Origin of the sequence: Streptomyces sp. CC0208 (assembly GCF_003443735.1) — a bacterium.
GTDB classification, from domain to species: domain Bacteria; phylum Actinomycetota; class Actinomycetes; order Streptomycetales; family Streptomycetaceae; genus Streptomyces; species Streptomyces sviceus.
In genome coordinates this window covers 7924317-7938569 of record NZ_CP031969.1, presented here as the reverse complement: position 1 = coordinate 7938569, position 14253 = coordinate 7924317, and the positions used below count along the sequence as shown (strand labels likewise).

The window sequence follows — 14253 nt, the reverse complement described above, 5'->3', positions numbered from 1 at the left end:
GACGGGGTCACCCCGAGGTCCTGGCCACCGGTGAGGGGGCACGCCCGGCACAGCGCGATCGCGTCGGCGGCGACGCACGCCGGTCATCCGGAGGTCGGCGTCATGTCAGGGTTGCCGTAGTAGGCGCCGGGGCCGTGTTTGCGGGTGTAGTGGCGTTCCAGCAGGTGGGCGGGCGGCGGTGCCGTCGGGTTCAGGGACATGGTGTGCAGGGCGATGTCGGCGACGGCCTCGCAGATGATCGCGTGTTCCAGTGATTTGCGGGCGGTGGCGCCCCAGGTGAAGGGGCCGTGGCCGGCGACGAGGGCGGCGGGGACCTCGACCGCCCGCTGGTCCTGTCCGTCCAGCAGGTCCACGATGACGCGGCCGGTGTTGTACTCGTAGTCCTTCGCGCACTCCTCCTCGGTGAGGTCGCGGGTGACGGGCAGGGGCCCGTTGAAGGTGTCGGCGTGGGTGGTGCCCAGGACGGGGACGTCGCGGCGGGCCTGGGCGAAGGCGACAGCGTGGGTGGAGTGGGTGTGGGTGACCCCGCCGATGGAGGGGAAGGCCAGGTAGAGGCAGCGGTGGGTCTCGGTGTCGGTGGAGGGGCGTAGTTCGCCGTCGACCACGGCGCCGTCGGACAGGCGGACGGTGACCAGGTCGTCGATGGTCAGGGCGTCATAGGGCACGCCGGAGGGCTTGATGACGAACACGCCTGCCTCGCGGTCGACTCCGCTGACGTTTCCCCAGGTCAGGGTCGCCAGGCCGACCTGGGGGATGGCCAGGTTCGCCTCCAGTACCTCCCGGCGCAGACCCTCCCGGACGGGCACGCTCATCGGTCGTCTCCTTCGGTACGGGGAGTCACAGCGCCTGGGCCAGACGGTGGTAGGCGGCGTTCCACCGGATCTCCTTGGCGAACTGGTCGGTGGTGGTGTGCTCGTCGATGGTGAGCAGTTCGACGCCGGTCATGGCGGCGAAGTCGCCCAGCGTCTCGGCGTCGACGGCCGAACTGAGCACGGTGTGGTGCGGGGCTCCGGCCAGCAGCCAGCTCTCCGCCGACTCGGCCAGCGAGGGACGTGGCGTCCACACGGCCCTCGCGACCGGAAGCTGAGGCAGCGGCTGGCTCGGAGCGATGACGTCGACGGCGTTCGCGGTGAGGCGGAAGCGGTCGCCGAGATCGCACAGGCCGACGACGACGGCCGGGCCCTCGGCCGCGTTGAAGACCAGGCGGACCGGGTCCTCGCGCCCGCCGATGGACAGCGGGTGGATCTCGCAGCTGGGCCGGTCGGCAGCGATCGAGGGGCAGACCTCCAGCATGTGGGCGCCCAGGATGCGCGGGGTGCCGGGGCCCAGGTGGTACGTGTAGTCCTCCATGAAGCTGGTGCCGCCGGCTTGTCCGGCGCCCATGACCTTCATGGTGCGCAGCAGCGCGGCGGTCTTCCAGTCGCCCTCGCCGCCGAAGCCGTAGCCGTCGGCCATGAGCCGCTGCACGGCCAGGCCGGGCAGCTGGCGCAGCCCGCCCAGGTCCTCGAAGTTGGTGGTGAACGCGGTGAAGCCGCCCTCGGTCAGGAAGGTCCGCAGGCCGATCTCCTGGCGAGCCGCATACAGGAGCGAGTCGTGACGGATGCCGCCGGGGCGCAGGGCGGGTACGACGTCGTACGACTCCACGTACTCCTCGGCGAGTTCGGCCGCCGCCTTGTCCTCGACCGCGTCGACCACGGCCACCAGGTCATTGACGCCATAGGTGTTCACGGAGAACCCGAACCGCAGCTGCGCCTCGACCTTGTCGCCCTCGGTCACGGCGACATCGCGCATGTTGTCGCCGAAGCGTGCCAGCCGCAGGGTGCGCGAGGCGTGACGCCCGGCCGCGGCCCGGGTCCAGGCGGCGACGCGCCTCACGACCCGCGGATCGGTGCTGTGACCGGCGACGATCTTGCGGTTGACGCCGACGCGGGACTCTATGTGCGCGAACTCGCGGTCGCCGTGGGCGGCCTGGTTGAGGTTCATGAAGTCCATGTCGATGCTCGACCAGGGCAGCGACAGGTTGTACTGGGTGTGCAGATGCAGCACGGGCCGGTCCAGGGCGCTGAGTCCGGCGATCCACATCTTCGCCGGGGAGAAGGTGTGCATCCACACGAGGACGCCTACACAGGTGTCCGAGGCGGTGGCCTCCAGGCACAGGCGCCGGATCGACTCGGCGTCGGTGAGCACCGGCTTCCACACGATCCGCAGCGGTATCTGGGGCGCTGCGTCGAGCCGTTCGGCGATCTGCCGGGACTGTTGGGCGACCTGCTGCAACGTGTCGTCGCCGTACAGTCCCTGGCTTCCCGTCAGGAACCAGATCTCCTGTCCGGTCGACGGCCCTTCGGGTGTGGTCATGGCGGGGTCCTTTCACGTGGAGCTGCTTGCGGGAGGGGTGGCCGGATCGCTCAGGCGGACGCTTCGGCGCGGAGAGCGCGCAGGCGATGCATGACGTCGTTGGTGCCGCGGCCGAAGTAGTCGTGCAGGAGCCGGTACTCGGCGTACAGGCGGTCATAGGCCGCGGCGCGTTCCGGGTCCGGTTGGTACACGCCTCGGTCGGCCTTGCCCATGGCGCGTGCGGCGGCCTGGATGTCGGGGTGTGCCCCGGCGGCGACCGCGGCGTGCATCGCCGCGCCGAGCGCCGGCCCCTGTGCGGAGCCGATGATGCTCAGCGGGCGGCGGGTGACGTCGGCGTAGATCTGCATCAGCAGCGCGTTCTTCGTCAGACCGCCCGCGACGATCAGTTCGCCGACCGGCACTCCGGACGCCTCGAAGGCCTCGATGATGGTGCGGGTGCCGAAGGCGGTGGCCTCCAGCAGGGCGCGGTAGACGTCCTCGGGGCGGGTGGACAGCGTCAGCCCCACGACCACACCGCTCAGTTCGTGGTCGACCAGCACCGAACGGTTGCCGCTGTGCCAGTCCAGGGCCACGAGACCGTGCTCGCCGACCTGCTGCCCGGCCGCCAGCGCGGTCAGGTACTCGTGCGCGGTCTGCCCGGCCGCCGCGGCCTTCTCGGCGTACTCGGCGGGGAAACCGGTCCGAACGAACCACCCGAAGATGTCGCCGACGCCACTCTGCCCGGCCTCGTAACCCCACAGCCCCGGCAGGATGCCGCCCTCGACGACACCGCACATGCCGGGCACCACGCCCCGCTGGTCGGAACTCATCACATGGCAGGTCGAGGTGCCCATGATGGCCACCATCTGGCCGGGCTCCACCGCCCCGGCCGCCGGGGCCGTGACATGGGCGTCGACGTTGCCCACGCACACCGCGATGCCTTCCGGCAGCCCCGTCCAGGCCGCGGCCTCGGCCGTCAGGTGCCCGGCCCTCGCGCCCAACGCACCGATCGGATGCGCCAGTTTCTCCGTCACGAAGCCGGCGAAGCCGGGGGCGAGCGCTTCCAGGTAGTCCCGGGAGGGGTAGGCGCCGTCCTGGTACTGGCCCTTGTAACCGGCGGTGCAGGCGTTGCGGACGTACGTCCCGCACAGCCGCCACACGATCCAGTCCGCGGCCTCCACCCACCGCTCCATGCGCTGGTAGATCTCGGAGTCCTCCTCCAACACCTGGAGCGCCTTGGCGAACTCCCACTCCGAGGAGATCTTCCCGCCGTAGCGCTCGAGCCACGGCTCCTCGCGTTCGGCGGCCAGCACGTTGATCCGGTCGGCCTGGCCCTGGGCCGCGTGGTGGCGCCACAGCTTGACGTAGGCGTGCGGACGGGCGGTGTACTCGGGCAGTTCGCACAGGGGCGTGCCGTCGGCGAGCACCGGCAGCACCGTGCAGGCGGTGAAGTCGGTGCCGATGCCGATCACCTGGTCCGGCCGTACACCGGCTGCCGCCAGCGCCGCCGGCACCGCGTGCCGCAGGACGTCGACATAGTCCGAGGGCACCTGGAGGGCCCAGTCCGGAGGCAGCCGGGTGCCGTCCGGCAGCTCCCGGTCCAGGACCGCGTGCGGATAGACGTGCTCCGCCGACGCGAGCTCCTCGCCGTCGCGGACGCGGACCACCACGGCCCGTCCGGACAACGTCCCGAAGTCGACTCCCACGACGCACGGTTCCGGGCTCCCGGTCGGCTCGTCTCCGGCGTTCACCATCAGTCTCCTCCACATTGAGTGTTCGACATATCGATCCACGTTCGAAAAAATACGAGTGCCAGGACAGCCAAGGCGCCCGGCGGCCTAACCGCGGCTTCTGCCGAAGTAGCGTGCGCGCGCCCGGTCGAGCAAGATGGCCACGCCGAGGACCGCACCCTGCACCACCTGCTGGTCGTACGGGCTCACCTTCAGGGCGAGCAGGCCGTTGGTGATGAACTCCAGCAGGATCGCGCCGGCCGCGATGCCGGCGATACGGCCCTCGCCGCCCGACAGCGACATCCCGCCGACCACCGCGGCGGCGATCGCGGTCAGTTCCCAGCCCGCGCCGACCGAGGGATCGGCCACGTTCATACGGCCGATCACCAGGACGCCGACCACCCCGGCGAGCACGGCACTGGCGACGTAGGTCGAGGTGATCCGGCGGCCGGTCGGTATGCCCGCGAGCCGGGCGGCTTCCTTGTTGCCGCCGACCGCGTAGATCTGCCGGCCCACGTAGGTGCGCTCCAGCACGAACCAGGCGACGGCGGCCGCGCCCACGAAGAACAGTGCGGGGACCGGCACTTCACCGACGTAGTACTGGCTCAGGCTGCTGAACAGCGGATCGAGGTTGTTGATGGGCGAGCCGCTGGTGATCGCGAGGGCGGTGCCCTGCGCGACGGTGTAGGTGACCAGGGTGATCACGAAGGGCGGCACGTTGAGGCGGGTGACCATGACGCCGTGCCAGAGACCGACGGCGGCGGTGATCACCAGCGTGAGCAGGATCGCGAGGGGGGCGGGCAGGCCCTCGTTGACGTTCATCCAGGCGGCCAGGATGCCGGCCAGACCGGCCAGCGCACCCACCGAGAGGTCGATGCCACCGGTCAGGATGACCAGGGATTCACCGATCGCGAGGATCCCGACCTGCGACAGGTCGCGGCCCATCACCTGGAGGTTGCCCACCGCCGTGTACGTCTCCGCGTTGGCGGCGATCGCCACGAACACCACCACGCAGGCGATGATCACGCCGGCCTCCGGGGAGGCGGCGAGTCTGCGGGCGAGGGTCGACACGGCCGAACGGGACGGCGACGCGACCTCGTTCGGGGCGAGCGTGCTCTGCGCGCTCATGCTGTAGCTCCGTTCGTCACTCGGTGTGTCTCAAGAGGAGCGGTACCGGCCGCGGCCGTCATGATCCGTTCCTTGGTGGCAGCGGCCCGGTCGATGACGGTCACCACCCGCCCCTGGTTCATCACCGCGATGCGGTGACAGATCCACAGCAGTTCCTCCAGCTCGGAGGAGGCGACCACCAGCGCCATGCCCTGTTCGGCCGCCCGGTCGATCAGCTTGTAGATCTCCGCCTTCGCGCCGACGTCCACACCGCGGGTCGGCTCGTCGAGCAGCAGCAATCGTGGTTCGGCGGCGAAGGCGCGGCCGAAGATGGCGCGTTGCTGGTTGCCGCCGGACAGGGAGCCGATCGGCTGCTCCACCGACTGCATCCGCACGTTGACGTTCTCGGTGATCTTCCGTGCCTCGACGCGTTCCCGGCCCGGGCCGAGCAGGCCGCGGGTGCTGATCCGTCGAAGAACCGAGACGAGGACGTTCGCCCGGATCGAGGCGAACAGCACCAGGGACTGTTCCTTGCGGTCCTCGGGGATCAGCGCGATCCCGGCCGCCACACCGTCCCCCGCCCCGCGCGGCCGGTAGGGCTCGCCGCCCAGCCGCATCCGGCCTCCCGTCGAGGGCTGCGCGCCCGCGATCGTATGTACCAGCCGGCTGCGGCCCGAGCCCATCAGCCCGGCCACGCCCAGGATCTCGCCCTCGCGCACCTCCAGGTCGACCGGTCCGAGACCGTCCGAGGTCAGGCCCTCGACCTGCAGCAGGACCGGGCTCGTGGCCGGCGGTGCCTTCGGTTCACCCTGGGCCACCTCGCCGCCGACCATCTCCCGGATCAGCCGTTCCTCGGTGGCCTCGGCCGGTTCGAGGTCGGCCACCAGCCTGCCGTTGCGCAGCACGAGGACGCGGTCGCTGATCTCCCGCACCTCGTCGAGACGATGCCCGATGAACAGCACCGTGCCACCGCGCTCGGCCAGTTGCCGGGCGAGGCCCAGCACCATCTCGGCCTCGACGGGCCCCAGGGAGGACGTCGGCTCGTCCAGGATCAGCAGCTTGGGTTCGCGGCCCCACGCCTTGGCGATCTCGATCATCTGGCGGGTCGGCACCGGAAGGGTGCGCACCTCCCGGCCCACCGCGATGGTCTCGGCGGACAGACCGATCTCCGCCAGCATCGCCTTCGCCTCGGCCCGCTGCGCCGCACGGTCCACCAGGAACCGGCGCCTCGACTCGCGCGGTCGGCGTCCCAGCAGCAGGTTCTCGGCCACCGACAACTGGCCGACCAGCGGGAACTCCTGGGAGACCATGGCGACACCCAGCTGACCCGCCGCCTCGGTCGAGCCCGCGGCGAGGGGCTCGCCGCCGATCAGGATCTCGCCGCCGTCCCGGTGCACCGATCCGGCCAGGGTGCCCATCAGCGTGGACTTCCCGGCACCGTTCTCGCCGACCAGGCCGACCACCTGGCCGGCGTAGAGGTCGAGTTCGGGCAGATCGAGGACGCGCACCGGGCCGTAGGACTTGTGCACCCCCCGCAGCCGCGCGGTGATCGCACGGCCGGGGGCGTTCTTCGTGGCCGTCATGCTCAGCCGATCCCGAGCTGCGACTCGAGGGACTGGTACGCGCTCAGGTCGGACTTGGTGACCAGGCCCACGCCGGAGCTCAGGGTCGAGCCGTCCTTCTCCAGGTAGGGCTTGACGAGCGCCATCGTCCTGTCCTTGCCCAGCACCTTCTCGGCCGCCAGGATGTACGCCCCCGTGTAGCCCTGCTGGTACGGCATCTGCACGACGGTGCCGGAGATCACGCCGGACTTGATGAACTTCAGCGTCTGGGCGTCGGAGTCGTCGGACACGATGTGCACGGAAGCCGTCTTGCCGGCCGAGGTGACCGCCTGCGCCAGCGCGGGGCCGTCGTAGGAGTAGACGCCGTACAGGCCGTTGACGTCGGGGTTGTTGGCGAGGATGGTCTCGGCGTCCGAAGTCGCCGTGCTGGCCTGGAGGTTGTCGTTGACCTTCTGCGCAACGGTGATCTTGGTGCCCTTGAGTGCCGCCTCGAAACCGGCGATGCGCTGGGTGGCGTTGGACGCGGTGAGCGAGCCGACGAGGATCGCCACCTTGCCCTTGCCGCCGAGGACCTGCTTCATCGCGGTGCCCGCCTGGAAGCCGGCGGTGTAGTTGGGGGTGCCCAGATACAGCGAGGCCGCGTCGGTGCCCGGCAGCGGGGAGTCGATGGCGAGGACGCCGATGCCCTTCTGGACGTCGGTGTGGATGGTCCCCGCGGCCGAGGTCGGGTCGATCGCCGAGATCGAGTAACCGGTGACGCCCTGCGAGCGCAGGGTCTCCAGCTCGGAGTTCTGCTCCGTCAACTTGCCGTTGGGCGGGGCGAAGTAGGTGCACTTGCTCTTCGCGATACCGAGGTCGGAGCAGCCTTTGAGGAAGCCGACCTGACCGGCCTTCCAGTAGTCGGCGGCCACGTTCACGACCATCGCGATGTCGACCTTGGACAGGTCCTTGCCGGCCAGCGCGGACTTCAGCGCCGCGTCGAGCTTGGCGAGGTTCGTCTGGTTGAAGGTGACCGAACCGGCCAGCGTGACGGGGGCGGCGGCCTTCGTACCGGTCGAGCCGGTGGCCTCGGAGCCGCCCGCGTTCTTGGAGCAGCCGGCGGCGGCGAGCGAGATGAGGACGGCGGTCGCGGCGACCAGGGTGCGGGACCTTCTGCTGCGGATCATGGGTGATCAGCGCCCTTCTAGGCGTGTCTGGAGGGGTCTCGGGGCGGGTGGAAAGGCTGGGGAGGCTGGGAACGCCGGGAACGCCGGGAACGCACACCTGTTCACGGGCATGCCGGTGCCGGGCAGGCGGGGACAGGTGTGAGGGCCACAGGGAAGCGGTACGTGGCGAAGGGCGTCGGCGTCGCCGGGCGGGGGGGGCTCATCAGGTGAGCGCGGCGAGGGCGCGCGGGCGCCGGTGCGGTGGTGCCTGACGGAGTGTCAGGACCGGGGAGGGGCCGACCGCTCGGGGCGGTGTGCCGGGGTGGAGCTGTCGTGCCGGGTGGGCGTCACGGCCGTTCGCTCACGATCGGCGCGACGGTGGTCCGTACAGCATTCAGCCCACAACATGCCTTGCGGGGAAGGACGTTGACGAAGGAGAGGCTAGCGGGACGCTGTCATGTCGTGCTTTCCGTTCGATGTCGTGGGCGGGTCGCCGAGGTCCGCACCACAAGGCTGGGCGGTATGACGATGTGGGGCCTGTCGCCGGATGCCGGGATCCCGGCGTCCGGGTCACCGACGATCTCGATCAGCGCACGCAGCGCACGCCGGCCGAGTTCGTCGAAGTCCTGGCGGACGGTGGTCAACGACGGGCCGAAGTACTCGGTCTCCGGCATGTCGTCGAAACCGACGACGCTGATGTCCTCGGGCACCCGGCGCCCGGCCTGCTGCACGGCCCGCAGCAGGCCGAGGGCCATGTGGTCGTTGGCGCAGAACACCGCGGTGACCTCGCGGTCGGCGGCGATCCGCTGGCCGTGCTCGTAACCGGTGCGGGCCGTCCAGTCGGCGCCTGCCAGCGCGCGGGGCACCGGAGCCCCCCGCTTCTCCAGGGCGCCGCGCCAGCCGGCCTCGCGCTCCTGTGCGTCGAGCCAGGAACGCGGTCCGACCAGGTGGTGCACCGTGCGATGGCCGAGGTCGAGCAGATAGGAGGTGGCGAGTTCGGCGCCCGCCTCGTTGTCCACCGCGACCGAGGCCAGCGCGGTGTGGGTGCCGCAGCCCACCGCGACCAGGGGGACGTCCGCAGGCACGTTCGCCAGTGCGCCCACCGCGGCGGTCTGCGGTGCGATGACGATGATGCCCTCCACGCCCTGGTTGCGCAGCCGGTCGACGGCGTCAAGTACCGAACTCCGGTCGAGCGTGCCGACCGCGGCCACGGTGACGAAGTACTCGTACTGTCTGGCCGCCTGCTCGATGCCGTAGAGCATGCAGGCCGGGCCGTACAGCGTGGTGTTGAAGCTGATCACACCCAGGGTGCGGGTGCGGCGAGTCGCCAGGGTGCGGGCGGCTGCGTTGGGCCGGTAACCGAGTTCGCGGACGGCTGCCAGCACCCGCTCCCGGGTGGTGGCCCGCACGTTGGGGTGGTCGTGGAGGACCCGCGAGACGGTCTGGTGCGAGACACCCGCGATCCGGGCCACGTCCGCCATCACCGGTGCGCGATCCACGTCCATGCTCCGCCTCCTCACGCGCCGTCACGTTGTTCGGTGGACGAATTGTTAGCGCACACATTCTTCGGGGGCAAGGTTGCCCAGGGACCCCCCAGGCGCGTTTTGCGAGTCCTATGCCTTGACGCGCAAGCCTTCTGACCTGCCATTACCTTGGCTCGCAAGATCTCTTTCGGCGTGGTGACCCACCCGGGTAAACAGACTGCACAGGTTTTGTTTCCGCACTCTTGACTGTCGAACGGTGTTGACCTCGTATTAATCCGGCCGTAAAAAGACGGGGCGCGGAACCGATCGTTCCTTCTGCGGCCACGCGAGATCGACACCCGCACAGGTCTTCAACTTGTTTCCAGTCCCCCACTCTGACCTGCCGTGATGCTCCCAGCGGCACCGAATGACCGGCGTAGCTCGCAATCCGCTTCCCTCTCCCCCTCCCCCTTCGCGCGCGGTTCGACCGAGTGACGACACCCGAGGGCCCGCGTTGTTAGCGCCCACATCCAGATCGGCCGGAGCCTTCGGCGCCGGGCGAGACAAGAACGAACGGAAGAGGTTCACAGTGACAGGTCGAGTGACAGGCCGACGCCTGAGAGGGCTCCTGCTCACCGTGGGGGCGGTCCTCACCCTCATCGGGGGGATCCTCGCCGGGATGGTCGGCATCGCGGGCACGGCCCAGGCAGCCTCGTCCCTGCCCTGCGACATCTACGCCTCCGCGGGGACACCGTGCGCCGCGGCGCACAGCACCACCCGGGCGCTCTACGCCTCCTACAACGGCTCTCTCTACCAGGTGAAGCGCGCCTCGGACTCGGCCACCACCAACATCGGCGTGCTCAGCGCGGGTGGCTACGCCAACGCCGCGGCGCAGGACTCCTTCTGCTCCGGCACGACCTGCGTCATCACGAAGATCTACGACCAGAGCCCGAACCACAACGACCTCACCATCGAGGGCCCGGGCGGCAACGGCGGGCAGGACGTCGGCGCGATCGCCAACGCCCTGCCGGTGACGGTCGGCGGTCACGCGGCGTACGGCGTCTTCGTGTCCGCCGGCGTCGGCTACCGCGACAACAGCACCACCGGCATCGCCACCGGCAGCTCCCCCGAGGGCGCGTACATGGTGACCAGCGGCCACCACGTGAACAACCGCTGCTGCTTCGACTACGGCAACGCCGAGACGTCCGGCAACGACACCGGCAACGGCCACATGGACGCGATCAACTTCGGCACGGAGTGCTGGTTCTCGTGCTCCGGCGCCGGATCGGGCCCCTGGGTCGAGGCGGATCTGGAGAACGGGCTCTTCTTCGGGGGCAACGGCTCGAACGCGAACAACAAGGGCAACTCCAGCGAGTTCGTCACCGCCCTGGAGAAGAACAACGGCACGACCACCTACGCGATCAAGGGCGGCAACGCCCAGTCGGGCTCCCTGACCACCTGGTACAACGGGGCCCTGCCCAACCTCGGCGGGTACACCCCGATGCACCTGGAGGGCGCCATCGTCCTCGGCACCGGCGGTGACAACAGCAACGGGTCCGACGGCTCCTTCTTCGAGGGCGTCATGACCTCCGGCTACCCGACCGACGCCGCCGACAATGCCGTACAGGCCAACATCACCTCCGTCGGCTACACCACCCCGGCAGCCACCTTCCCGGTCGCCGGCACCGCCTACCGGCTGACCAACACCAACTCCGGCAAGGTCCTGGACGCGGTGAACTGCGGCACCGGCAACGGGACTTCGGTAGACCTCTGGTCCTCGCTCGGCAACACCTGCCAGCAGTGGAAGTTCGCCGGCGCGGGCAACGGCCACTACACCATCACCAACGTCAACAGCGGCACGGTCCTGGACGACAAGAACTGTGCGCAGAGCAACGGCACGGCCGTCCAGTTGTGGGCCTCGCTCGGCAACACCTGCCAGCAGTGGGACGTCACCAGGGTCGGCAGCCACTACACCATCAGCAACGTCAACACCGGCATGACGCTGGACGTGACGAACTGCGGAACGGCCAACGGCACGGTGGTCCGCCAGTGGCAGCAGCTCGACAACACCTGCCAGCAGTGGGACATCGCGCCCTGACCGGCCAGACGCGCTCACCGCGGGCCCGTCGGCCCTCCCCGCCGACGGGCCCGCGCCCCCTCCTCGCCACGGGCTTGCTCCCCCGCTGCGCGAAGCACCCTCCCGGCCGCCCGCGGCGCCCGCGGCGCCCGCGGCGTCCCGTCGATCGTCGATTCGTCCGATGAGCAAAGGAACTTCCGCATGCCCTCACAACCCGGACCGTCCCGCAGGACCGTCCTGACCGCCCTCGGTGCCGCGTCCCTGGCGGGTACCTTCGCCGCCACTCCCGCCGCTCCCGCCTCGGCCGCCGAGGGCTCCGGCACGACCGCGGACGCCGCTGCCGTGGCCCTCCCCGCGGCGGCCGCGCACTGGACCTTCGACGAGGGCTCCGGAACCTCCGCCGCCGACTCGTCCGGCAACGGCCGCACCGCCACGCTCCAGGGGGCGGCCGCCTGGGACACCGGCAAGGTCGGCGCCCACAGCCTCAGCCTCACCGGCGGCGGCAACGCCACCGCGTCCGGGCCCGTCGTCGACACTTCGCAGGCGTTCTCGGTGGCCGCCTGGGTCAACCTCGCTCAACTGGGCGGCTATCAGACCGCCGTGAGCATCGACGGCAAGGTCGTCAGCGCCTTCTACCTGGGGCTACGCGACGACACCGGCACCTTCGCCTTCGCCCGCCTCGACTCGGACGCCACCCAGAACGCCGCCGTGGCGGCCGCCGCCTCGGCCCCCACCGTCGGCACCTGGACCCATCTGGTCGGCGTCAGCGACCCCTCGGCCGGTGTCACCCGCCTCTACGTCAACGGTGTGCTGGAAGGGGAGACCGCCTACACCGCGGGCTGGGCCGGCACCGGCGCCACCGCCGTCGGCAGGGCGCTCTACGGCGGCGGGCAGGTCGACCAGTGGCACGGCCTGATCGACGACGTACAGCTGTTCCCCACCGCCCTGACCTCCGACCAGGTCGCGACACTGGCCGGAGTGCCGGTGGAGACCACGACACCGCTGCTGAGCGTGGACGTCGCCCACCCCGCACACGCCGTCTCCCCCATCCTTCCCGGCCTGATGTTCGAGGACATCAACCACTCCGGCGAGGGCGGCATCTACGCCGAGCTGGTGCAGAACCGCTCGATGATGGCCGACGACACCGCACCCGTGCACTGGTCAGCCGTCGGCGGGACGACCCTCGCGCTCGACACCGCCACCCCCCTCAACGACGTCCTCAAGCGCTCCCTCAAGGTCGTGCTGCCGAGCGGCACCGGTGCCGGGAACCGGGCCGGGGTGGCCAATGACGGCTTCTGGGGCATACCCGTGCGGCCCCGCACCACCTACACCGCCCGGCTGTTCGCCAAGGCGTCGCGCCGGATCGGCCCGCTCACGGTGACCGTCGAGTCGGCGGACGGCACGACGGTGTACGCCTCCGCCCACCTGCCCCGCATCGGCACCGCCTTCCCCGACCGCCCCTTCGAACTGACCCTGCGCACCGGTGCGGGCGCCCCCGTCACCGGTGACGCGAGACTGACCGTCACCACCGCCGACCCGGCCGCCGCGGGCGAGACGCTGTGGCTCCAGCACGTGTCCCTGTTCCCGCCCACCTACAACCACCGGCCCAACGGTCTGCGCGTCGACCTGATGGAGAAACTGGTCGCCCTGAAACCGAAGTTCCTGCGCTTCCCCGGCGGCAACTTCCTGGAGGGCAACACCATCGCGACCCGCTTCAACTGGAAGAACACCATCGGTCCGGTCTGGGAGCGCCCCGGTCACATGGACGACGCGTGGGGCTACTGGTCCACGGACGGGCTCGGACTCCTCGAATACCTGGAGTGGGTCGAGGACCTGCGCGCCCAGCCGGTCCTCGCCGTCTTCGCCGGATACGCGCTGAGGGGCGAACACGTCACCGGCGACGCGCTGAAGCCGTACATCCAGGACGCCCTCGACGAGATCGAGTACGTCACGGGCCCGGTCACCAGCCCGTGGGGCGCCCGGCGTGCGGCCGACGGCCACCCGAAGCCGTTCCCGCTGGAGTTCGTCGAGATCGGCAACGAGGACTGGTTCGACTCCTCCGGCTCCTACGACGAGCGGTTCGCGGCCTTCCACGACGCGATCAAGGCGAAGTACCCGCACCTGAAGCTGATCGCCTCGACGACGGTCACGAGCCGCACGCCGGACCTGATCGACGAGCACTACTACCTCGCGCCGTCCGCCGCGCAGGCCGCCACGCACAAGTACGACAACCGGGACCGCGGTTCGACGAAGGTCTTCGTCGGTGAGTGGGCCGCACAGGAGGGCCGTCCCACACCCGACCTGAACGCCGCACTGGGCGACGCCGCCTGGCTGGCCGGTCTGATCCGCAACTCGGACCAGGTCCTGATGGAGTGCTACGCACCGCTCTTCTCCCACGTCAAGAACAACGTCTGGGCGACCAACCTGATCGCCTACGACAACCTGAACAGCTACGTCTCCCCCAGTTACTGGGCGCAGCAGATGCTGACGAGCAGGCTGGGCGACACGGTGCTGCCGGCCACCGCGCGTGCGCTCCCCGGCCTCGCGACCGTGGCCACCCGTGCCGGGAACCGTCTCTACGTCGCGGTCGTCAACTCCGGGACGCAGAAGGTGGAGGTGCCGGTCGAACTGAAGGGCCTGGTCAAGGGAGTCAGGAAGAACGCCACCGCCACCGTGCTGACCGGTCCCTCGCGCACCGCCACGAACACGCTGACCGATCCCGCCGCGCTGGTGCCCAGGACGAGCACGGTGACCGGGGCCGCGGCGGCGTTCACCAGCACGCTGCCGCCGCTGTCCGTCACGGTTCTGGAGCTCGTCCTGACCTGATCCTCGGGG

9 protein-coding genes are annotated in these 14253 nt (G+C 70.2%); 2 read left to right on the top strand and 7 right to left on the bottom strand.

Translation table 11 applies throughout. The annotated features are described in order from the left end of the window. Positions 1-83 precede the first annotated feature (83 nt). The 7 genes from araD to D1369_RS36420 all read right to left on the bottom strand — a co-directional run bounded on the left by araD (position 84) and on the right by D1369_RS36420 (position 9383). Positions 84-812 carry an L-ribulose-5-phosphate 4-epimerase AraD gene (gene araD / locus D1369_RS36450; protein ID WP_007380214.1) on the bottom strand — a complete coding sequence of 243 codons (729 nt, stop codon included), beginning with the start codon at positions 810-812 and terminating at the stop codon, positions 84-86. Positions 813-837: 25 nt separating this feature from the next. Next, a complete protein-coding gene (gene araA / locus D1369_RS36445) occupies positions 838-2355 on the bottom strand; it encodes an L-arabinose isomerase (RefSeq protein WP_007380215.1) in 1518 nt (505 codons plus the stop codon). A gap of 50 nt (positions 2356-2405) precedes the next feature. After that, positions 2406-4088, bottom strand: a complete 1683-nt coding sequence (gene araB / locus D1369_RS36440) for a ribulokinase (RefSeq protein WP_037899079.1) — start codon at positions 4086-4088, stop codon at positions 2406-2408. 84 nt (positions 4089-4172) lie between these two features. Further along, on the bottom strand, positions 4173-5192 hold the full coding sequence (locus D1369_RS36435; protein WP_007380217.1) for an ABC transporter permease: 1020 nt from the start codon (positions 5190-5192) through the stop codon (positions 4173-4175). Then, positions 5189-6754 (bottom strand): sugar ABC transporter ATP-binding protein, encoded by a 1566-nt coding sequence (locus tag D1369_RS36430; protein WP_007380218.1) that lies wholly within the window; start codon positions 6752-6754, stop codon positions 5189-5191. The genes D1369_RS36435 and D1369_RS36430 overlap by 4 nt, the downstream gene beginning before the upstream one ends. A gap of 2 nt (positions 6755-6756) precedes the next feature. Beyond that, the gene (locus D1369_RS36425; RefSeq protein WP_007380219.1) at positions 6757-7899 is read right to left on the bottom strand and encodes a substrate-binding domain-containing protein; all 1143 of its coding nucleotides are present in this window, start codon (positions 7897-7899) and stop codon (positions 6757-6759) included. A gap of 434 nt (positions 7900-8333) precedes the next feature. Then, on the bottom strand, positions 8334-9383 hold the full coding sequence (locus D1369_RS36420) for a substrate-binding domain-containing protein (RefSeq protein ID WP_037899080.1): 1050 nt from the start codon (positions 9381-9383) through the stop codon (positions 8334-8336). 559 nt (positions 9384-9942) lie between these two features. Between D1369_RS36420 and D1369_RS36415 the strand changes: the two genes are divergently transcribed. Both D1369_RS36415 and D1369_RS36410 read left to right on the top strand, forming a co-directional pair. Next, on the top strand, positions 9943-11439 hold the full coding sequence (locus tag D1369_RS36415; protein WP_342364915.1) for an arabinofuranosidase catalytic domain-containing protein: 1497 nt from the start codon (positions 9943-9945) through the stop codon (positions 11437-11439). A gap of 180 nt (positions 11440-11619) precedes the next feature. After that, on the top strand, positions 11620-14244 hold the full coding sequence (locus tag D1369_RS36410) for a LamG-like jellyroll fold domain-containing protein (RefSeq protein WP_118082857.1): 2625 nt from the start codon (positions 11620-11622) through the stop codon (positions 14242-14244). Positions 14245-14253 lie beyond the last annotated feature (9 nt).

What these genes read in the sequence shown, in the direction of transcription:
- D1369_RS36410 (WP_118082857.1), top strand. Translation starts at nt 11,620, where the DNA reads ATGCCCTCACAACCCGGACCGTCCCGCAGGACCGTCCTGACCGCCCTC.
- D1369_RS36430 (WP_007380218.1), bottom strand. Translation starts at nt 6,754, where the DNA reads ATGACGGCCACGAAGAACGCCCCCGGCCGTGCGATCACCGCGCGGCTG.
- araA (WP_007380215.1), bottom strand. Translation starts at nt 2,355, where the DNA reads ATGACCACACCCGAAGGGCCGTCGACCGGACAGGAGATCTGGTTCCTG.
- D1369_RS36420 (WP_037899080.1), bottom strand. Translation starts at nt 9,383, where the DNA reads ATGGACGTGGATCGCGCACCGGTGATGGCGGACGTGGCCCGGATCGCG.
- araB (WP_037899079.1), bottom strand. Translation starts at nt 4,088, where the DNA reads ATGGTGAACGCCGGAGACGAGCCGACCGGGAGCCCGGAACCGTGCGTC.
- araD (WP_007380214.1), bottom strand. Translation starts at nt 812, where the DNA reads ATGAGCGTGCCCGTCCGGGAGGGTCTGCGCCGGGAGGTACTGGAGGCG.
- D1369_RS36435 (WP_007380217.1), bottom strand. Translation starts at nt 5,192, where the DNA reads ATGAGCGCGCAGAGCACGCTCGCCCCGAACGAGGTCGCGTCGCCGTCC.
- D1369_RS36425 (WP_007380219.1), bottom strand. Translation starts at nt 7,899, where the DNA reads ATGATCCGCAGCAGAAGGTCCCGCACCCTGGTCGCCGCGACCGCCGTC.